Source organism: Escherichia sp. WS1451 (assembly GCF_046487365.1).
GTDB classification, from domain to species: Bacteria; Pseudomonadota; Gammaproteobacteria; order Enterobacterales; family Enterobacteriaceae; genus Escherichia; species Escherichia coli.
On record NZ_JBJQJP010000004.1, the window covers coordinates 231,716 to 247,940 of the forward strand.

Below are 16,225 nucleotides of genomic sequence, written 5' to 3' on the forward strand. Positions count from 1 at the left end.
CCGTTTTCCACACCGATTGCAAGTAAGATATTTTGCTAACTGATTTATAATTAATCAGTTAGCGATAAAACGCTTCTCGTCTGTCAGTACTTGCAATAACAAACTTAACTGTGGTTTTTCATCTTTCACTCTTTCACCACGTAAGTTGTAAGTACGGTATTTACCGTTATTGTTCAGCACCAGCGTCTTTTTCGGGGTGGTAATTGCCAGCGTATCGTTATCCGCGGCGGTAACCCAGTAATGACGGCGTTGAGGGTTGAACAAATCCTGACCTTGCGAATATTCGCTGGCAGGTGTGCTGACATGTAGCAGGCGTTGCATCAGCGTCGTCATCAGATCGGTATGATCAGTCAGAGCATTAATACGCTGCGCCGGCGTGCCTGGCCAGTGAATCACTAATGGCACCTGCAGATGACCGTGGGACCAGTCAAAGGTTTCTTCCTCTTCGCTCAGCGGAATACCCCGACCGGCAGTGATAATCACCACCGTATTGTCCAGTTTGCCAGAATCGCGTAGTGCATTGAGCACGCGGTTGATCTGGTCATCGACATTGCCTGCCGCCCGGCTATATTTCCGTGCAAATGCCTGCTGATTGCTGTCGTCAATGTTAGTGCCATTGAAAGAAACCCACGAGAACCAGCGGTTATCTTCTTGTGCGTAGCGGCCCAGCCAGTTGATCCACTGCGTGGCGGTCTGCTCGTCGGATTGGGTGCGTACGCTCGGCATCGAGAAATCTGACAACAATGCCTGGCGATACAGCGGGCTGGTAAAGCCATCTGATGAGAATAACCCCAGCTGATAGCCTTGCTGATTAAGCGCAGTAATTAATGCCGCAGGCGTACGGGTCGACAGAATGCCATCCATATAGCTCGGCGAGATGCCATAGAACAGGCCAAAGATGCCGTTGTCTGTAGTGTTGCCGGAGCTCATATGGCGCGTGAACGAAATATTTTGCTCAGCAAAACCTGCCAGCGCAGGCATCTGCTTCTCGAAGCGTGAGTAGTTCAGGCCATCGACAGTAATCAACAGCACATTCTGCCCGGTGCCCATATCGCGATAGCGCAGTTCGCTTAACGGATACTGAACGGAAACGGCGTCAGGATTACCTTGCTCAATGAGACGGCGTTGATACTCCTGCGCATCAAGCAGACCATGCTTCTCAAGAAAACGTCGCGCCGTCATCGGGTACGAAAGCGGTAGGTTAGCGCGCTGCATGGTGATCGGGCGATAGAAGTTGGCATCGGCCCAGATATACACCACATGCGAGGCGATAAAGGCGATAAATAAGAATGCGGCCAGCGGGCGCGCGAAGCGTCGACGACGCGTCAGGCTGCGCAGCTTTTGCCAGCTCCACGTCGCAAACACCAGTTCAAGCAATAAAATAACCGGCACGCTGATGAACATCAGCTGCCAGTCGCGCGCCATCTCATTTTCGTCTGGGTTGATAACCAGTTGCCAGACGATGGGATTAAGATGGAGATGGAAACGAGTAAAGACTTCGCTATCGATCAGTAATAGCGTCATTCCCGCCGTTGCCAGAATGACGGACAAAAACCTCATCAGCCTCTGGGAGCCGACGATAAAGGTCAGCGGGAAGAGGATCAGCAAGTAGGTGGCGAACACCAGGAAGCTGAAATGACCGATAATGCTTACGTAGGAATAAATGCGACCAGCAAGCGTTGTCGGCCAGTCGGCGATAAACAGGTAACGGCTGCCAATGACGAGCGAAAGCAGAATATTGAACAGTGCAAACCAGTGCCCCCAACTGACCATCTGGGAGACTTTTTCACGGTAGCGCTGACGATGAGTTACCATAACCTGTTATCTGTTTCCCTTAGTGCGCTTTGTCTTCGTTGATAGAGGACTGTAAGGCGCGGGCAAAAGAGTTGGCAATTGCCTGGCGTTGGGCCGGGGCAATGCTGGTGTTGATAAGGTTAGTGACCATGTTGCCTAACACCATCAGGGAAAGGTCGGTCGGAGCCTTATGTTTTTCCAGTATGTTGAGCAGCTCTGCGAGCAATTGTTCAACCTGTTCATCACTGTAGCGGGAAATTTGTGGCATAAATCGAAATCAGTTAGTTGATGAAAGGGCAACATATTACCGTAGCAACGGTTTTTTTTCTGCTTTTTTATGCGTTAAATCATTCTCGTTACGCTGCCTTCTGTAAAATGACCGCCATCTTTTATTGCGTCGCTTAACCGGCGGTGGTTGAATACCGCCCGGTCTTAAAGGAGAGTTTATCATGAGTCTGGATATCAACCAGATTGCTCTGCACCAGCTTATCAAGCGTGATGAGCAGAACCTTGAGCTGGTGTTGCGCGATTCATTGCTGGAACCGACAGAAACCGTCGTTGAGATGGTGGCAGAACTGCATCGGGTCTATAGCGCCAAAAATAAAGCTTACGGCTTGTTTAGCGAAGAGAGTGAACTGGCGCAGACGCTGCGCTTACAGCGTCAGGGTGAAGAGGACTTTCTGGCATTTAGCCGCGCGGCAACCGGTCGCCTGCGTGACGAATTAGCGAAATATCCTTTTGCTGACGGTGGATTCGTGCTGTTTTGCCACTATCGCTATCTGGCGGTGGAGTATCTGCTGGTGGCAGTCCTGAGCAATCTGAGCAGTATGCGCGTTAACGAAAATCTCGACATCAACCCAACTCATTATCTTGATATCAATCATGCGGATATTGTTGCGCGTATCGATTTAACCGAGTGGGAAACCAATCCAGAGTCGACCCGCTATCTCACTTTCCTGAAAGGGCGAGTAGGGCGCAAAGTGGCGGATTTCTTTATGGATTTCCTCGGTGCCAGCGAAGGGTTAAACGCGAAAGCGCAAAACCGTGGGCTGTTGCAAGCGGTCGATGATTTCACTGCCGAAGCACAACTGGATAAAGCAGAGCGACAGAACGTGCGCCAGCAGGTTTATAGCTACTGTAATGAGCAGCTGCAGGCAGGTGAAGAGATTGAACTGGAATCGCTGTCGAAAGAGCTGGCTGGCGTCAGCGAAGTGAGCTTCACGGAGTTTGCGGCTGAAAAAGGCTACGAACTGGAAGAGAGCTTCCCGGCAGACCGTAGCACACTGCGTCAGTTGACGAAGTTTGCCGGTAGCGGCGGTGGCTTGACTATTAACTTTGATGCGATGCTGTTAGGTGAACGCATCTTCTGGGATCCGGCAACCGATACCCTAACCATTAAAGGCACGCCGCCGAATTTGCGTGACCAATTGCAGCGCCGGACGTCTGGCGGCAATTAATCGGTTTTGTGTTATGAATGCCAGATGCGGCGTGAACGCCTTATCTGGCCTGCAAAAAATAGCAATACCGTAATCAGGCATAATTTGCAGAGACAAAAAACCCCGCCGGAGCGGGGTTTTTTACAACTTATTCAGCAATTAAGCGCGAACGAAGTCGATGTGCAGCAGCTTCGGTTTGTACGGGTGACGCTGTACGTCCTGAGCTTTAACTTTGATTTCTTTACCGTCAACAACGATGGTCAGAACTTCGCTGTAGAATTCAGCTTTAACTTGCATGTTCATGACTTTGTCGTGATCCAGTTCGACAGCCAGCGGCGCTTCTTTGCCACCGTAGATGATTGCCGGGAACTTGTTAGCGGCACGCAGGCGGCGGCTCGCACCCTTACCCTGCTCTTTACGTACTTCTGCGTTGATAGTAAACATTTCTTTCTCTCTTAAATTAATCCTGCTACAGGCGACCCAGCAACAGGTAAGTGATCTGCTTTGCGTATGCAAAAGCGGGCGAGATTCTATACTCAATCGCCTTATACATCAATCAAAACTACCATTAACCGCGTAATTCGTGCGCCCGACGAAAACGACCTTCGTAATCGAACACTTTTTCACGCACTTGCCAGTACTGACCTTTCATGCGGGCGACGACAAAATCCGGGTGTCGCAGTAATGCTTGCTGGGCGAGGATATCGGCGGCGGTGATCCAGCGCAGAGGGATGCCCGGTGTGCGCGTATGCGGACGGATAAAAAGTTGTTCGAAGGCGGTACGCTGGGCGGGCGTTTGCAGACGGAAACGCTCACTCACATCCGCGCCGTCTTCATCGTAATAGGTGATTTTCAACCATTCGCCTTTCTCATCGTGCCCATGCTGCAAAGACATGCCGCTACAGCGTAATACCAGCGCGTCTTTCAGTCGTAGCGCCGCTTTTAACATATCATCCGGGTCAACCAGAATGGCGTCACACTCGCGGCAACGGCGAGCGGCAATATCATTTTCTGCGTTACATTGCGGGCAATTTTTAAAACGGAAACGGAAGTCACACTGTTCGCGATGACCGTCGTCATCTTCAAACCATCCCTGACAGCGGCGACCAAAGTGTTCAATCAATGTCCCGTCGGCGGTCGTTTTCCCCCAAAAGGTGTTGGCAAAACCGCAGGCAGGGCAGAAAACCTGTACCGGAACGTTGTCACTTTTGCCTTTCGGTGTACCAACTTCCGGCGCGTAGAGATCGTGAGGATTACCCGCATAATCAAGAATTAAGCAATCAGTCTTGCCAGGAGCGAGACGCAGACCGCGCCCGACAATTTGTTGGTAAAGACTCACTGATTCGGTAGGGCGCAGAATGGCGATAAGATCGACGTGCGGGGCGTCAAATCCGGTGGTCAGTACCGCGACGTTGACCAGATAGCGAAAACGCTGGGCTTTAAAATTTTCAATTAACACATCGCGCTCAGCGCCGGGGGTGTCGCCAGTAATCAGTGCAGCATCTTCGGTGGGTAGTAATCCCACAATCTCTTTTGCGTGTTCAACGGTGGCGGCGAAAATCATCACCCCTTTGCGCGTTGCAGCAAACTCCATAATCTGGCTGATGATGTGCGGGGTAATACGTTGTTGTTTTTTCAGCTCACGGTTGAGATCGGCTTCGCTGAACAGCCCGTTACTCTGTGCCTGCAAGCGGCTGAAATCGTATTGCACTACTGGCATATCCAGTCGTTCTGGCGGCGTCAGATAGCCGTGTTTAATCATATAACGCAGCGGCAGCTCATAAATGCAGTCACGGAAAAGGGCTTTCTCATCGCCGCGTACCATGCCGTGATAATGGAACTGATAAATCCAGCCTTTGCCCAGTCGAAAAGGCGTGGCAGTCAGCCCCAGCAGGCGTAAGTGGGGATTCACTTTGGTCAGGTGAGTGAGGATTTGCTGATACTGGCTCTCTTCATCGTCACCAATACGGTGACATTCATCGACAATCAACAGCGAAAATTCACCCTGAAAGGCATCAAGATTACGGGCGACCGACTGCACGCTGCCAAATACCACTTTACCGTGGCTCTCTTTGCGCTTTAGCCCGGCGGCAAAAATATCGGCTTCCAGCCCCAGCGCCTGATATTTTGCATGGTTTTGCGCCACCAGTTCTTTAACGTGTGCCAGCACCAGCACGCGACCACGTGCCAGCCGCGCCAGTTCCGCTATCACCAGGCTTTTACCTGCACCGGTGGGCAGCACGATTACGGCAGGGGTTTTATGACGACGAAAATGGTTGAGCGTGGCATCCACGGCTTCTTGCTGATATGGGCGGAGTGTAAAAATCATGGTCTCGCGTAGGTAGATTATTCTGCTAATAGTATGCCACGGATCTTTTTCCCTTGAGGGAAGTTATTAGACCGCTATACTGGGCAGACAACAGTTCAGATTTTCGGGTCATTACCCGACCTCCGTTTTTTACAGGCAAAATCACACACATGCGACTTGATAAATTTATCGCACAGCAACTCGGCGTTAGCCGTGCTATTGCCGGGCGTGAAATCCGCGGCAATCGTGTCACCGTCGATGGCGAAATCGTCCGTAATGCAGCGTTCAAACTGCTCCCTGAACATGATGTCGCTTACGATGGCAATCCGCTGGCGCAGCAACACGGTCCACGTTACTTCATGCTCAATAAGCCTCAGGGCTATGTTTGCTCCACGGACGACCCTGATCACCCAACGGTGCTCTATTTTCTTGATGAACCAGTGGCGTGGAAACTGCACGCCGCAGGGCGGCTGGATATCGATACCACCGGTCTGGTACTAATGACTGATGATGGTCAGTGGTCGCACCGCATTACTTCCCCGCGCCATCATTGCGAGAAGACCTATCTGGTGACGCTGGAATCACCCGTAGCTGACGATACGGCAGAGCAATTTGCTAAAGGCGTGCAACTGCATAACGAAAAAGATCTCACTAAGCCGGCGGTGCTGGAAGTGATTACCCCAACGCAGGTTCGTCTGACCATCAGCGAAGGGCGTTATCATCAGGTGAAACGCATGTTCGCCGCCGTGGGTAACCATGTGGTTGAGCTGCATCGTGAACGTATTGGCGGCATTACGCTGGATGCTGATTTAGCCCCCGGTGAATATCGTCCGTTAACTGAAGAAGAAATTGCCAGCGTCGTCTAACTTTTCAATGACTTTCAGGAGCCCGTTGTGACCACCCGACAGCATTCGTCGTTTGCTATTGTTTTTATCCTTGGCCTGCTGGCCATGTTGATGCCGCTGTCGATTGATATGTATCTGCCTGCGCTACCGGTAATTTCAGCGCAGTTTGGTGTACCGGCGGGCAGTACGCAGATGACCCTCAGTACTTATATTCTGGGCTTTGCGTTGGGGCAGTTAATCTACGGGCCGATGGCAGACAGCTTCGGGCGTAAGCCGGTGGTTCTTGGCGGTACGCTGGTGTTTGCCGCCGCCGCGGTGGCGTGTGCGTTGGCACAAACCATCGATCAGCTGATTGTGATGCGTTTCTTCCACGGGCTGGCTGCGGCTGCGGCCAGCGTGGTTATCAACGCTTTGATGCGTGATATCTACCCGAAAGAAGAGTTCTCGCGAATGATGTCGTTTGTCATGCTGGTGACGACCATTGCACCGCTGATGGCACCGATAGTTGGCGGCTGGGTGCTGGTGTGGCTGAGCTGGCATTACATCTTCTGGATCCTCGCCGTGGCGGCGATTCTGGCTTCGACAATGATCTTCTTTCTGATCAAAGAAACCTTACCACCGGAGCGTCGCCAGCCTTTTCACATTCGTACCACTATTGGTAACTTTGCGGCGCTGTTCCGTCATAAGCGTGTCCTGAGTTATATGCTTGCCAGTGGTTTCAGCTTTGCCGGGATGTTCTCGTTCTTAAGCGCCGGACCGTTTGTCTACATTGAAATTAACCACGTCGCGCCGGAAAACTTTGGTTATTACTTTGCGCTAAACATTGTTTTTCTGTTCGTGATGACTATCTTTAACAGCCGCTTCGTTCGCCGCATTGGCGCGTTAAATATGTTCCGCTCGGGGTTGTGGATACAGTTTATTATGGCGGCGTGGATGGTCATCAGTGCGCTGCTGGGGCTGGGATTCTGGTCTCTGGTGGTTGGCGTTGCGGCGTTTGTGGGCTGCGTGTCGATGGTGTCATCCAATGCGATGGCGGTCATTCTTGATGAGTTTCCCCATATGGCGGGAACGGCATCTTCGCTGGCAGGAACCTTCCGTTTCGGCATAGGGGCAATTGTTGGCGCATTACTTTCTCTTGCGACCTTTAACTCTGCATGGCCGATGATTTGGTCAATTGCATTCTGCGCAACCAGTTCCATTCTCTTCTGTCTGTACGCCAGTCGGCCGAAAAAACGGTGATCTATTGCACAACGAGGAAGCTAAAAGGCTTCCTTTGTTGATGCATGTCAACCACAAATCTATCATTCCCCCGATATATGTTTATTTTATGTAAAATCAATTTATGTAAAAAGTCACATCATTGTAGTTAAAAAGGTTGAGTTAGATCGCAGAAACGGGTACATATAGCCCCGCAAACGTGACCACGCCCGCAGATATTATTTAAATCAGAGCCATAGAGGCCACGCAGGCGAGGCATCAATCTTTACGATCTGTATAAAGACGGATTGTTGATGATGTGTTAAAATTGATGTAAACAAATTGTGAATTAAAATATGCTTCCGGGGAAAATAAGTGACTTCATTACAACTCTCAATCGTCCATCGACTGCCGCAGAACTATCGCTGGTCTGCTGGTTTCGCAGGTTCGAAGGTTGAACCGATTCCGCAAAATGGACCGTGCGGTGACAACAGCCTGGTGGCGCTTAAATTGCTTAGCCCGGATGGTGATAATGCATGGTCGGTGATGTACAAACTCAGCCAGGCGTTAAGCGACATCGAAGTCCCATGTTCGGTGCTGGAGTGTGAAGGTGAGCCGTGCCTGTTTGTAAATCGCCAGGACGAGTTTGCTGCAACATGCCGATTGAAAAATTTTGGTGTGGCAATTGCCGAACCCTTCTCAAACTACAATCCTTTTTAAGCGTCAGCTCAACGCCAGTAGCTGACGCGTATACTCCTGCTGCGGTGCGGCAAACACGCGCGCGCACGGTCCTTGTTCCACTACTTCCCCTTGTCGCAGTACGATAACCTGATGACATAACGCGCGGACAACGTGCAAATCGTGACTGATGAACAAATAGGCCAGTTGATGCTTTTGTTGCAATGATTTCAATAGCGTCAATATTTGCGCCTGTACCGTTTTGTCGAGTGATGATGTCGGTTCATCGAGTATGATCAGCGAGGGCTTAAGAATTAATGCCCTGGCAATCGCAATACGTTGCCGCTGACCACCAGAGAACTCCGCCGGATAACGGTGGCGTGTTTCAGGATCTAATCCCACTTCATGCATCACGGCTATCACTTGTTGTTCGCGTTGTGCGGCAGAAAGCGTCGGCTGGTGAACCCGTAAGCCTTCCTCAATAATTTGCAAAACGTTGAGTCGTGGGTTGAGTGAGGAGTTTGGATCCTGAAATACCACCTGAATGCGATGACGAATAGGTAACAGCTGGCGGCGATTTAAATTTTGCAGTGGCTGACCGTCAAAGACGACGCTGCCCTGAGAGTTAATCAGTCGCAGCAGCGCCAGTCCCGTCGTGCTTTTCCCGGAACCGGACTCGCCCACTAAACCTAGTGTTTCACCCGCTCGTAGCGTAAAACTGATGTTTTTCACCACCACATTATGATCCACAATGCGCTTCAAAATCCCTTTGCGAATGGGGAAGGCAACCTGAAGCTGTTCAACATCCAGCAACGTTGAGGCAGGTTCTGGCAACGGCACTGGATCGCCTGACGGTTCACTATTGAGTAGCTTTTGTGTGTAAGGATGAGTGGGTGAGGCAAATAGCGTAGCAGCGTTATTTTGCTCGACACAGCGACCGTTTTGCATTACCGCCACGCGGTGGGCCAGTTTTCTGACAATGCTGAGGTTATGAGTAATAAACAGCATGCCCATATTCAGCTCGCCTTGCAGTTCGCGCAATAGCTGTAAAATCTGCGCCTGGACAGAGACGTCCAGCGCGGTGGTCGGTTCATCGGCAATTAATAATTCCGGTCGCGTTAACAGCGCCATCGCAATCATCACCCGCTGGCGTTCGCCGCCGGAGAGCTGATGCGGATAATCTGTTAGCCGTTTTGCCGCCTGGCGGATACCGACGCGATCAAGGCAGTTAAGAATTTCGCCACGAGCCGCTTCCCGACGCATCCCGCGGTGGAGTGAAAGCACTTCATAAAGCTGTTTTTCCAGGGTATGCAATGGATTTAATGACACCATCGGCTCCTGAAAAATCATGGCGATCTTATTACCGCGTACACCGCGCAACGTTTGATCGCTGGCATGAAGCAGCGATTCGCCATGAAAACGAATATCGCCGGAGAGATATTCAACCGGCGGGGAAGGGAGCAGGCGTAAAATTGACAGCGCGGTAACGCTTTTGCCTGAACCAGACTCACCCACCAGCGCCAGCGTTTCGCCAGCCTCAATCTGTAGTGAAACATCATTGACTACTGTACGTACGGTTTGTTGATGGCGAAAACCCACCGACAAATTTTCAATCGCTAACAAAGTTTGCGTCATGCTACACCGCCTTATTAGGATCAAATGCGTCGCGGACGGCTTCACCAATAAAGATCAGCAAAGACAACAATATCGCCACCGACAAGAAGGCGGTGATCCCAAGCCACGGGGCCTGAAGGTTATTTTTCCCTTGTAACAGCAGTTCACCGAGTGACGGTGAACCGAGCGGCAGACCGAAGCCGAGGAAATCGAGCGAGGTCAGGGTGGTGATCGAACTACATAAAATAAACGGTAAAAAAGTGAGGGTAGCGACCATGGCATTTGGCAACATATGACGCAGGATGATACTGCGATCGCTGACGCCAAGCGCCTGCGCCGCGCGGATGTAGTCGAAATTACGGGTACGTAAAAACTCCGCCCGCACCACGCCGACCAGACTCATCCAGCCAAACAAGACGGTAATTGCCAACAGCCACCAGAAGTTAGGCTGTACGACGCTGGAAAGTAAAATAATCAAAAACAGCGTCGGCATCCCCGACCATACTTCAATAAAACGTTGCCCCCAGAGATCGACTTTACCGCCGTAATAGCCTTGTAGCGCCCCCGCCAGCACGCCCATCACGCTGGAGCAGAGGGTCAGCATCAGGCCAAACAGAACTGAGATCCGCGTGCCATAGAGAATGCGCGCCAGCACATCGCCGCCATTGGCATCCGTTCCCAGCCAGTTTTGCCGGGAGGGTGGGGAGGGGAAGGGCTTGTCAGTAGAAAAGTTGATACTGGTAGCGCCAAAGCGAATCGGTGCCCACAGTACCCAGCCTTTATCTTCCAACCGCTGTTTCAGCCACGGGTCCTGATAATCAGCCTGGCTTGCCAGCGGGCCGCCAAAATCGCTTTCGCTGTAGTTTTTCAACAACGGGAAATACCAACTGCCGTCATAACGTACCAGCAACGGTTTATCGTTGGCGATCAGTTCAGAACACAAACTCAAACCAAACAAGACGAGGAAAATCCATAACGACCAGTAGCCGCGACGGTTATGACGAAAACGCGCCCAACGGGCCTGATTGACGGGGCTGAGTCGCGACATTAACGTCCCTCAAAATCTATACGCGGATCGACCAGCGTATAGCTGATATCACTGACAATATTCAGCAGCAGGCCAATCAGGGTGAAAATATACAAAGTACCAAACATTACAGGATAATCGCGCGAGACGGTCGCTTCGTAGCCCAGTAAGCCAAGACCATTGAGCGAAAACATTACTTCAATCAGCAGCGAGCCGGTAAAAAACATGCTGATAAACGTCGCCGGAAAACCGGCAATCACCAGCAGCATGGCGTTGCGGAACACATGTTTCCAGAGAATATTTTTTTCACTTACCCCTTTCGCACGTGCCGTCACCACGTATTGCTTACGCACTTCATCAAGGAATGAGTTTTTTGTCAGCATGGTCAGAGCCGCAAAGCCGCCAATCACTGTCGCCAGCACCGGCAGCGTGATATGCCACAGATAATCGGTGATTTTCTGATACCACGGCAGCGAATCAAAGTTAGCGGAAACCAGGCCGCGCAGAGGGAACAGGTCGAAATAGCTGCCGCCCGCGAAGAAGACAATCAGCAGGATGGCAAACAAAAAGGCCGGAATGGCGTAGCCGATGATGATAAATGCACTACTCCAGACGTCAAAACGGCTCCCATTATAAACAGCTTTGCGAATGCCTAACGGAATCGACACCAGATAGATAATCAGCGTGCTCCACAATCCGAGGGTGATGGAAACCGGCAGACTGTCTTTAATCAGCGTCAGCACTGAGGCGCTGCGAAACAGACTATCGCCAAAATCAAAGCGGATGTAGTCCCAGAGCATTTTGAAGTAACGTTCGTGGATCGGCTTATCGAAACCGTAGCGATGAGTGATCTCGGCGATCACTTCTGGATCTAATCCGCGTCCGCCACGGTAATTACTGTCGCTGATATTGCCGACGCCCGTTTGCGCATGGCTGGCGCGAACACCTTCACCGCCTGCGCCGGGTAATACTCCGGCATTGCCAAACTCAATGGCGGCGATGGCCTGGTCGACCGGACCGCCAGGCGCAATTTGCACGATGAAAAAGTTGATAGTGATAATCGCCCATAGCGTTGGGATCACCAGCAACAGACGGCGAATCAGATAAGCGCCCATCTACTCTCCCTGTTGTCTGGCTGACGGCAGTTTCGTCGCTTTGTTAACGTCATACCACCAGGTATCGATACCCAGGCTGTAAACAGGGCGTACAGCGGGGTGGGAGAATTTATCCCACCAGGCGAGACGGTCTTCCGCCATATACCACATTGGCAGCATGTAATAATTCCACGTTAATACGCGATCCAGTGCTCGCCCCAACGGCAGTAATTTTTCTTTATTTCCCTGCGCGGCAATAATTTGGTTGATCAGCGAGTCGATAACCGGGCTTTGCACGCCGGGGGCATTATAAGTGGAATTGATATATTCCGATGACCAGGAAATCTGTAAATCGGAACTGGGCCACGGCATCGCCCGCCATACGCGCGGCATCATGTCATAGTCGCGACTGCGCATGCGGTTGGTGATTTGAGAGTTATCCACCTTGCGAATGTCCATGTTGATACCCAGCCGTTGCAGGCTGTGCTGGAACGGTAATACCCACTGACTATTGCTGCTTGAGGGAAGCAATAATTCAAAGCTGAGTGGCTGACCCGTTGTGGCATTAACGCGTTGCTGACCCTTCAGCACCCAGCCTGCTTCGTTAAGAAGTTTGTCGGCTTTTAACAGGTTGTCACGATCGTAGCCATCGCCTTTGGATACCGGCGGCTGGTAGATTTGCGTGAAGACTTCTGGCGGTAGATCTTTTTTCATTGGTGCCAGAAGCACCAGCTCCGCGGCGTCGGGGTAATTTCTGGCCGCGTATTCGGTATTCTGAAAATAACTGTTCGTGCGACTCCAGGCATTGTAAAACAACGCTTTGTTCATCCATTCAAAGTCAAAGGCGAGAGTGATCGCTTCCCGCACCCGGCGATCGCTGAATACCGGACGTTGGATATTAAACGCCAGCCAGCGCGTATCCTGGGCTGATTCGTTCTTTTGCTCATCTTTGATGATGTATTTTTTATCGAAATTTTTACCGGTATAGCGCGTGGCCCAGTTTTTGGCGTCGTTTTCCATACGCAAATCAAAGGCACCGGCTTTAAACGCTTCAAAGGCGACATTATCATCGAGGTAATAATCGTAGCGAATGGTGTCGAAATTCCAGCGTCCACGGTTTACCGGTAAGTTTGCTGCCCAGTAATCTTTCACGCGGGAATAGACAATATTTTGCCCCATTTTCCAGGACGTAATGCGGTACGGACCACTGGCAAGCGGAGGCGTGGCGAGCGGGTCGCTAAGTTTGTGATCTTTCCAATACTTTTCTGGAAATACCGGCAGCGAAAACAGACTCAGCATATCTTCTTTGCCGGGTTTAGCTAACTCAATGCGCACGGTTAACGGCGCAATGGCTTTGACGGTGGTGCCTTTGTAGACCAGACGAAATTGCGGCACGCCTTCGGTCATAAATTTTTGAAAAGTAAACTCTACATCGCGGGCAGTAATGGGCGAACCATCATGAAAACGGGCGCGTGGATTAATAGCGACCTCCACCCAGGAATAATCGTCAGCATAGCGTGCGCTTTCAGCAATCAGCGGGTAATAACTGCCTGGTTCGTCATCGGAAGTCGTAAATAGCGTGTCGTACAGCTGCTCGGTGCGTGCGCCCGGATTGCCGCGCAGTGCATAGCGGTTGAAATTATCGAAGGTGCCGAGGGCAGACAACGTTATTTGCCCACCTTTTGGCGCGGCGGGGTTCACATAATCAAAATGGTTGAAATTAAATGCGTACCGGGGTTCGCCCAGTACGGCAAAGGCATAGCTTTCCTTGATAGCCTGCGCCTGCGCACCAAAGGTGAACAGAGCGATAAACAGCAGCAGTATGCGCACAATCATCTGCAACGGATTTCCTTTTACTCATCATTAGCCGCAATCCGGCATGCTTTCACTATGAATAATAAGGGACGTAAGCACACCTTACCACTGCGGCGTATACGGTTTCTTCAGCCAGCGAACAAAATCGTCCAGCGGTAACGGGCGACTAATCCAGTAGCCTTGCATGAAATTAACGCCGCGTTCGCTTAGCCATCGTGCCTGTTCTGGCGTTTCGACCCCTTCAGCAACCGTCAGCATATTGAGGCGTTTCGCCAGCGTCAGCACCGCGTCAAGTACGGGTGAAGTGATCGTTTCCGTACCGATGGCGTTGATAAATCCACGATCAATTTTCAGATAATCGAGCGTAAAACGCTCAAGATAGATAAGCGCGCTGTGCCCGGTGCCGAAGTCATCAATAGCAATTTCTACGCCGACCGAATGCAGCCAGGCGAAGAGTTGTGTGGCTTCTCGCTCTTTCAGCATATCGCGCTCGGTAATTTCCAGCACAATCTGGAAATGGTGTGCGGGCAGGGAAGTGAGCAGTTTCTGGATATCCGCTTTAAAGTTTTCGCTGTGCAAGTGGGCCGGCGCAATGTTAATGCCAAATTTGACGCCTACCGGCAGTACTTTTTCTAATTCTGCGGCATCGCGGGCAATCAACTCAAACAGGTGCTGAGTCAGTGGCACAATCATCTTTTGCGCTTCGGCAAAGTTAATGAAGGCATCCGGGGGGATTTCTCCTGCTACTGGATGCCGCCAGCGTAGCAGTACTTCCAGGCCCGTTACCCGCAAAGCTTGTGTATCAACCACCGGTTGATATACCACGTAAAATTGTTCGCGCTTGATGGCGGTCATGATTTCTCTGCCTGGGCGCATACGCACACTCATCAGGTAATAGCAGAGAAGTCCAACGAAAGTTCCACTCATGCCACCCAGTAAAAATGCGTACCACACATCGTTCCATGTCCAGTCATCTGCATAAAGCCGAACGGTCAGAGGAATGCCCGCAATTTTAGTTTCACGGACCGGCATGTCGGTTAATTCATTAACGTTCATCAAACGTGAAGAAAAGGTAGATAGCGCAGTATTACCAATAATGAGGGCGAGGCCATCGTAATCTTCCTGCCGTGAACTATAAAAGAGTGAAGGCGTCAGGTTGAGATTCAGAGCGGCAAACACGCCGCTATTTTTCAGCAAAGGGTTGCGATACCAGATGACGATTGCGGGTTTGTTCGGCACCATCGGCGTGCCGGGTAAGATCGCCATATCGACGTTTTTATTAATGTCGAGCGCCGGAATCAATTCTTTTAGTGGAATGTCCATCTCACCAGTCGCAGATGAACAGAATGTTTTTTTATCTTTCACCAGCACAAACGTACGGACATTCATGCTAAACGCCGCGCGAGCGGTCAGTTCGGGGTTAGCCTGCTGGCAGGTATCTAAGGTCAGCGGCTGGAGCCGGTCAGTAGTGGATTTCAGGTCGGCAAAATAGGTATCGAGATACTTTTGTACGTCGGTAATCAGTGTGTCGTATTTGACTTCGTGCTTATGCCAGGCCACTAAAAACTGAAGGCAGCTCACCAGTATCGCAATCATCACGCCTGCAACAATGCAGGTAAGCAGGAGCTTACGTCCAGAATTGGGAGCGCGTATAAACATGATTCCGTTAATTTCCTGAAATTACGACAACATTTAAAAGATAACAATGACCGGACTATAGCCTGGATCAAGACGCGGAAACATCATTTTCTCTGATGAATGAAAACAAAAAAGCACTGCCTAAGCAGTGCTTTCAGTTAACTCGTCAGGATAGCCAAGGGATTGCATCCAAACGGTTTATTAGCTGCGGCTGAGAACCCGGCGTGCTTCGTTGTAACGCTTCTTCCAGTATGGTTCATTCATGCTGGAAATAATAACGCCACTGCTGGTGGAAGCATGGACAAACTGGTTGTTGCCGATATAAATACCGACATGGCGTCCCGTTGAACCGGCACGGAACAGAACTAAATCACCCGTACGCAAATTACTGCGGGAAACAGATTTACCCATTTCCTGCTGTTCATAAGTCGAACGCGGAAGTTCTAAGCCAAATTGCTCACGGAATGTACGCTGTACGAAACCAGAACAATCGATACCTTTTTTAGTGCTGCCGCCCAGACGATAGCGTACGCCTTTCCAGTCAGCATACTGATCCATAATCCGCGATTTTACGTCGACATTACGAACCAGGTTTTCAAATTCATCCTGAGAAGCTTGCAGTGATGATGTTTCACTACCCACTGCACGTGTCTCAGGATGCATATTCTTTGCGGTGTTATTTGCACTACATGCAGAAAGCAGAACCGCTACTGCAATCGCGGGGATCCCGCGCAAGATATATCTCAAAATCGGTTGAGATTTGACCATGTTGTTTGTTT

14 protein-coding genes are annotated in these 16,225 nt (G+C 50.8%); 4 read left to right on the top strand and 10 right to left on the bottom strand.

All coding sequences use genetic code 11. The annotated features are described in order from the left end of the window. Nucleotides 1–54 precede the first annotated feature (54 nt). Together yejM and ACJHX7_RS08110 are read right to left on the bottom strand one after the other, a co-directional pair. Nucleotides 55–1,815, bottom strand: a complete 1,761-nt coding sequence (gene yejM / locus ACJHX7_RS08105) for an LPS biosynthesis-modulating metalloenzyme YejM (RefSeq protein ID WP_000256203.1) — start codon at nucleotides 1,813–1,815, stop codon at nucleotides 55–57. Between the two features lie 19 nt (nucleotides 1,816–1,834). Beyond that, nucleotides 1,835–2,062, bottom strand: coding sequence for a YejL family protein (locus ACJHX7_RS08110; protein ID WP_001135664.1), 228 nt, complete (start codon nucleotides 2,060–2,062; stop codon nucleotides 1,835–1,837). Between the two features lie 181 nt (nucleotides 2,063–2,243). Between ACJHX7_RS08110 and yejK the strand changes: the two genes are divergently transcribed. Beyond that, nucleotides 2,244–3,251 carry a nucleoid-associated protein YejK gene (gene yejK / locus ACJHX7_RS08115; RefSeq protein ID WP_000050789.1) on the top strand — a complete coding sequence of 336 codons (1,008 nt, stop codon included), beginning with the start codon at nucleotides 2,244–2,246 and terminating at the stop codon, nucleotides 3,249–3,251. A 138-nt stretch (nucleotides 3,252–3,389) separates the two neighbouring features. Here the strand turns inward: yejK and rplY are convergent, their stop codons facing one another. Both rplY and ACJHX7_RS08125 read right to left on the bottom strand, forming a co-directional pair. Next, nucleotides 3,390–3,674 carry a 50S ribosomal protein L25 gene (gene rplY, locus ACJHX7_RS08120; RefSeq protein WP_000494186.1) on the bottom strand — a complete coding sequence of 95 codons (285 nt, stop codon included), beginning with the start codon at nucleotides 3,672–3,674 and terminating at the stop codon, nucleotides 3,390–3,392. A 124-nt stretch (nucleotides 3,675–3,798) separates the two neighbouring features. Continuing rightward, nucleotides 3,799–5,559 (bottom strand): DEAD/DEAH box helicase, encoded by a 1,761-nt coding sequence (locus tag ACJHX7_RS08125; RefSeq protein ID WP_094029705.1) that lies wholly within the window; start codon nucleotides 5,557–5,559, stop codon nucleotides 3,799–3,801. A 149-nt stretch (nucleotides 5,560–5,708) separates the two neighbouring features. Here ACJHX7_RS08125 and rsuA point away from each other — a divergent pair, with 149 nt between their 5' ends. The 3 genes from rsuA (at nucleotide 5,709) to ACJHX7_RS08140 (ending at nucleotide 8,300) form a co-directional block, all read left to right on the top strand. Beyond that, on the top strand, nucleotides 5,709–6,404 hold the full coding sequence (rsuA, locus tag ACJHX7_RS08130) for a 16S rRNA pseudouridine(516) synthase RsuA (protein ID WP_001234850.1): 696 nt from the start codon (nucleotides 5,709–5,711) through the stop codon (nucleotides 6,402–6,404). Between the two features lie 27 nt (nucleotides 6,405–6,431). Then, complete coding sequence (gene bcr / locus ACJHX7_RS08135) at nucleotides 6,432–7,622, top strand: multidrug efflux MFS transporter Bcr (RefSeq protein WP_000213391.1); 1,191 nt, start codon at nucleotides 6,432–6,434, stop codon at nucleotides 7,620–7,622. Nucleotides 7,623–7,955: 333 nt separating this feature from the next. Next, nucleotides 7,956–8,300 carry a YejG family protein gene (locus ACJHX7_RS08140; RefSeq protein WP_000202798.1) on the top strand — a complete coding sequence of 115 codons (345 nt, stop codon included), beginning with the start codon at nucleotides 7,956–7,958 and terminating at the stop codon, nucleotides 8,298–8,300. 3 nt (nucleotides 8,301–8,303) lie between these two features. Here ACJHX7_RS08140 and yejF read toward each other — a convergent pair whose 3' ends face one another. The 6 genes from yejF to mepS all read right to left on the bottom strand — a co-directional run bounded on the left by yejF (nucleotide 8,304) and on the right by mepS (nucleotide 16,214). After that, entirely contained in the window at nucleotides 8,304–9,893 is a 1,590-nt protein-coding gene (gene yejF, locus ACJHX7_RS08145) for a microcin C ABC transporter ATP-binding protein YejF (protein ID WP_094029706.1), read from the bottom strand. 1 nt (nucleotide 9,894) lies between these two features. Continuing rightward, nucleotides 9,895–10,920, bottom strand: coding sequence for an ABC transporter permease (locus ACJHX7_RS08150; protein WP_000088901.1), 1,026 nt, complete (start codon nucleotides 10,918–10,920; stop codon nucleotides 9,895–9,897). Continuing rightward, the gene (locus ACJHX7_RS08155; protein WP_000501604.1) at nucleotides 10,920–12,014 is read right to left on the bottom strand and encodes a microcin C ABC transporter permease YejB; all 1,095 of its coding nucleotides are present in this window, start codon (nucleotides 12,012–12,014) and stop codon (nucleotides 10,920–10,922) included. The genes ACJHX7_RS08150 and ACJHX7_RS08155 overlap by 1 nt, the downstream gene beginning before the upstream one ends. After that, nucleotides 12,015–13,829 (bottom strand): extracellular solute-binding protein, encoded by a 1,815-nt coding sequence (locus ACJHX7_RS08160; RefSeq protein ID WP_012311712.1) that lies wholly within the window; start codon nucleotides 13,827–13,829, stop codon nucleotides 12,015–12,017. A gap of 81 nt (nucleotides 13,830–13,910) precedes the next feature. Continuing rightward, nucleotides 13,911–15,467, bottom strand: a complete 1,557-nt coding sequence (locus ACJHX7_RS08165) for a cyclic di-GMP phosphodiesterase (protein WP_094029707.1) — start codon at nucleotides 15,465–15,467, stop codon at nucleotides 13,911–13,913. A gap of 180 nt (nucleotides 15,468–15,647) precedes the next feature. After that, the gene (mepS, locus tag ACJHX7_RS08170) at nucleotides 15,648–16,214 is read right to left on the bottom strand and encodes a bifunctional murein DD-endopeptidase/murein LD-carboxypeptidase (RefSeq protein ID WP_000241011.1); all 567 of its coding nucleotides are present in this window, start codon (nucleotides 16,212–16,214) and stop codon (nucleotides 15,648–15,650) included. Nucleotides 16,215–16,225 lie beyond the last annotated feature (11 nt).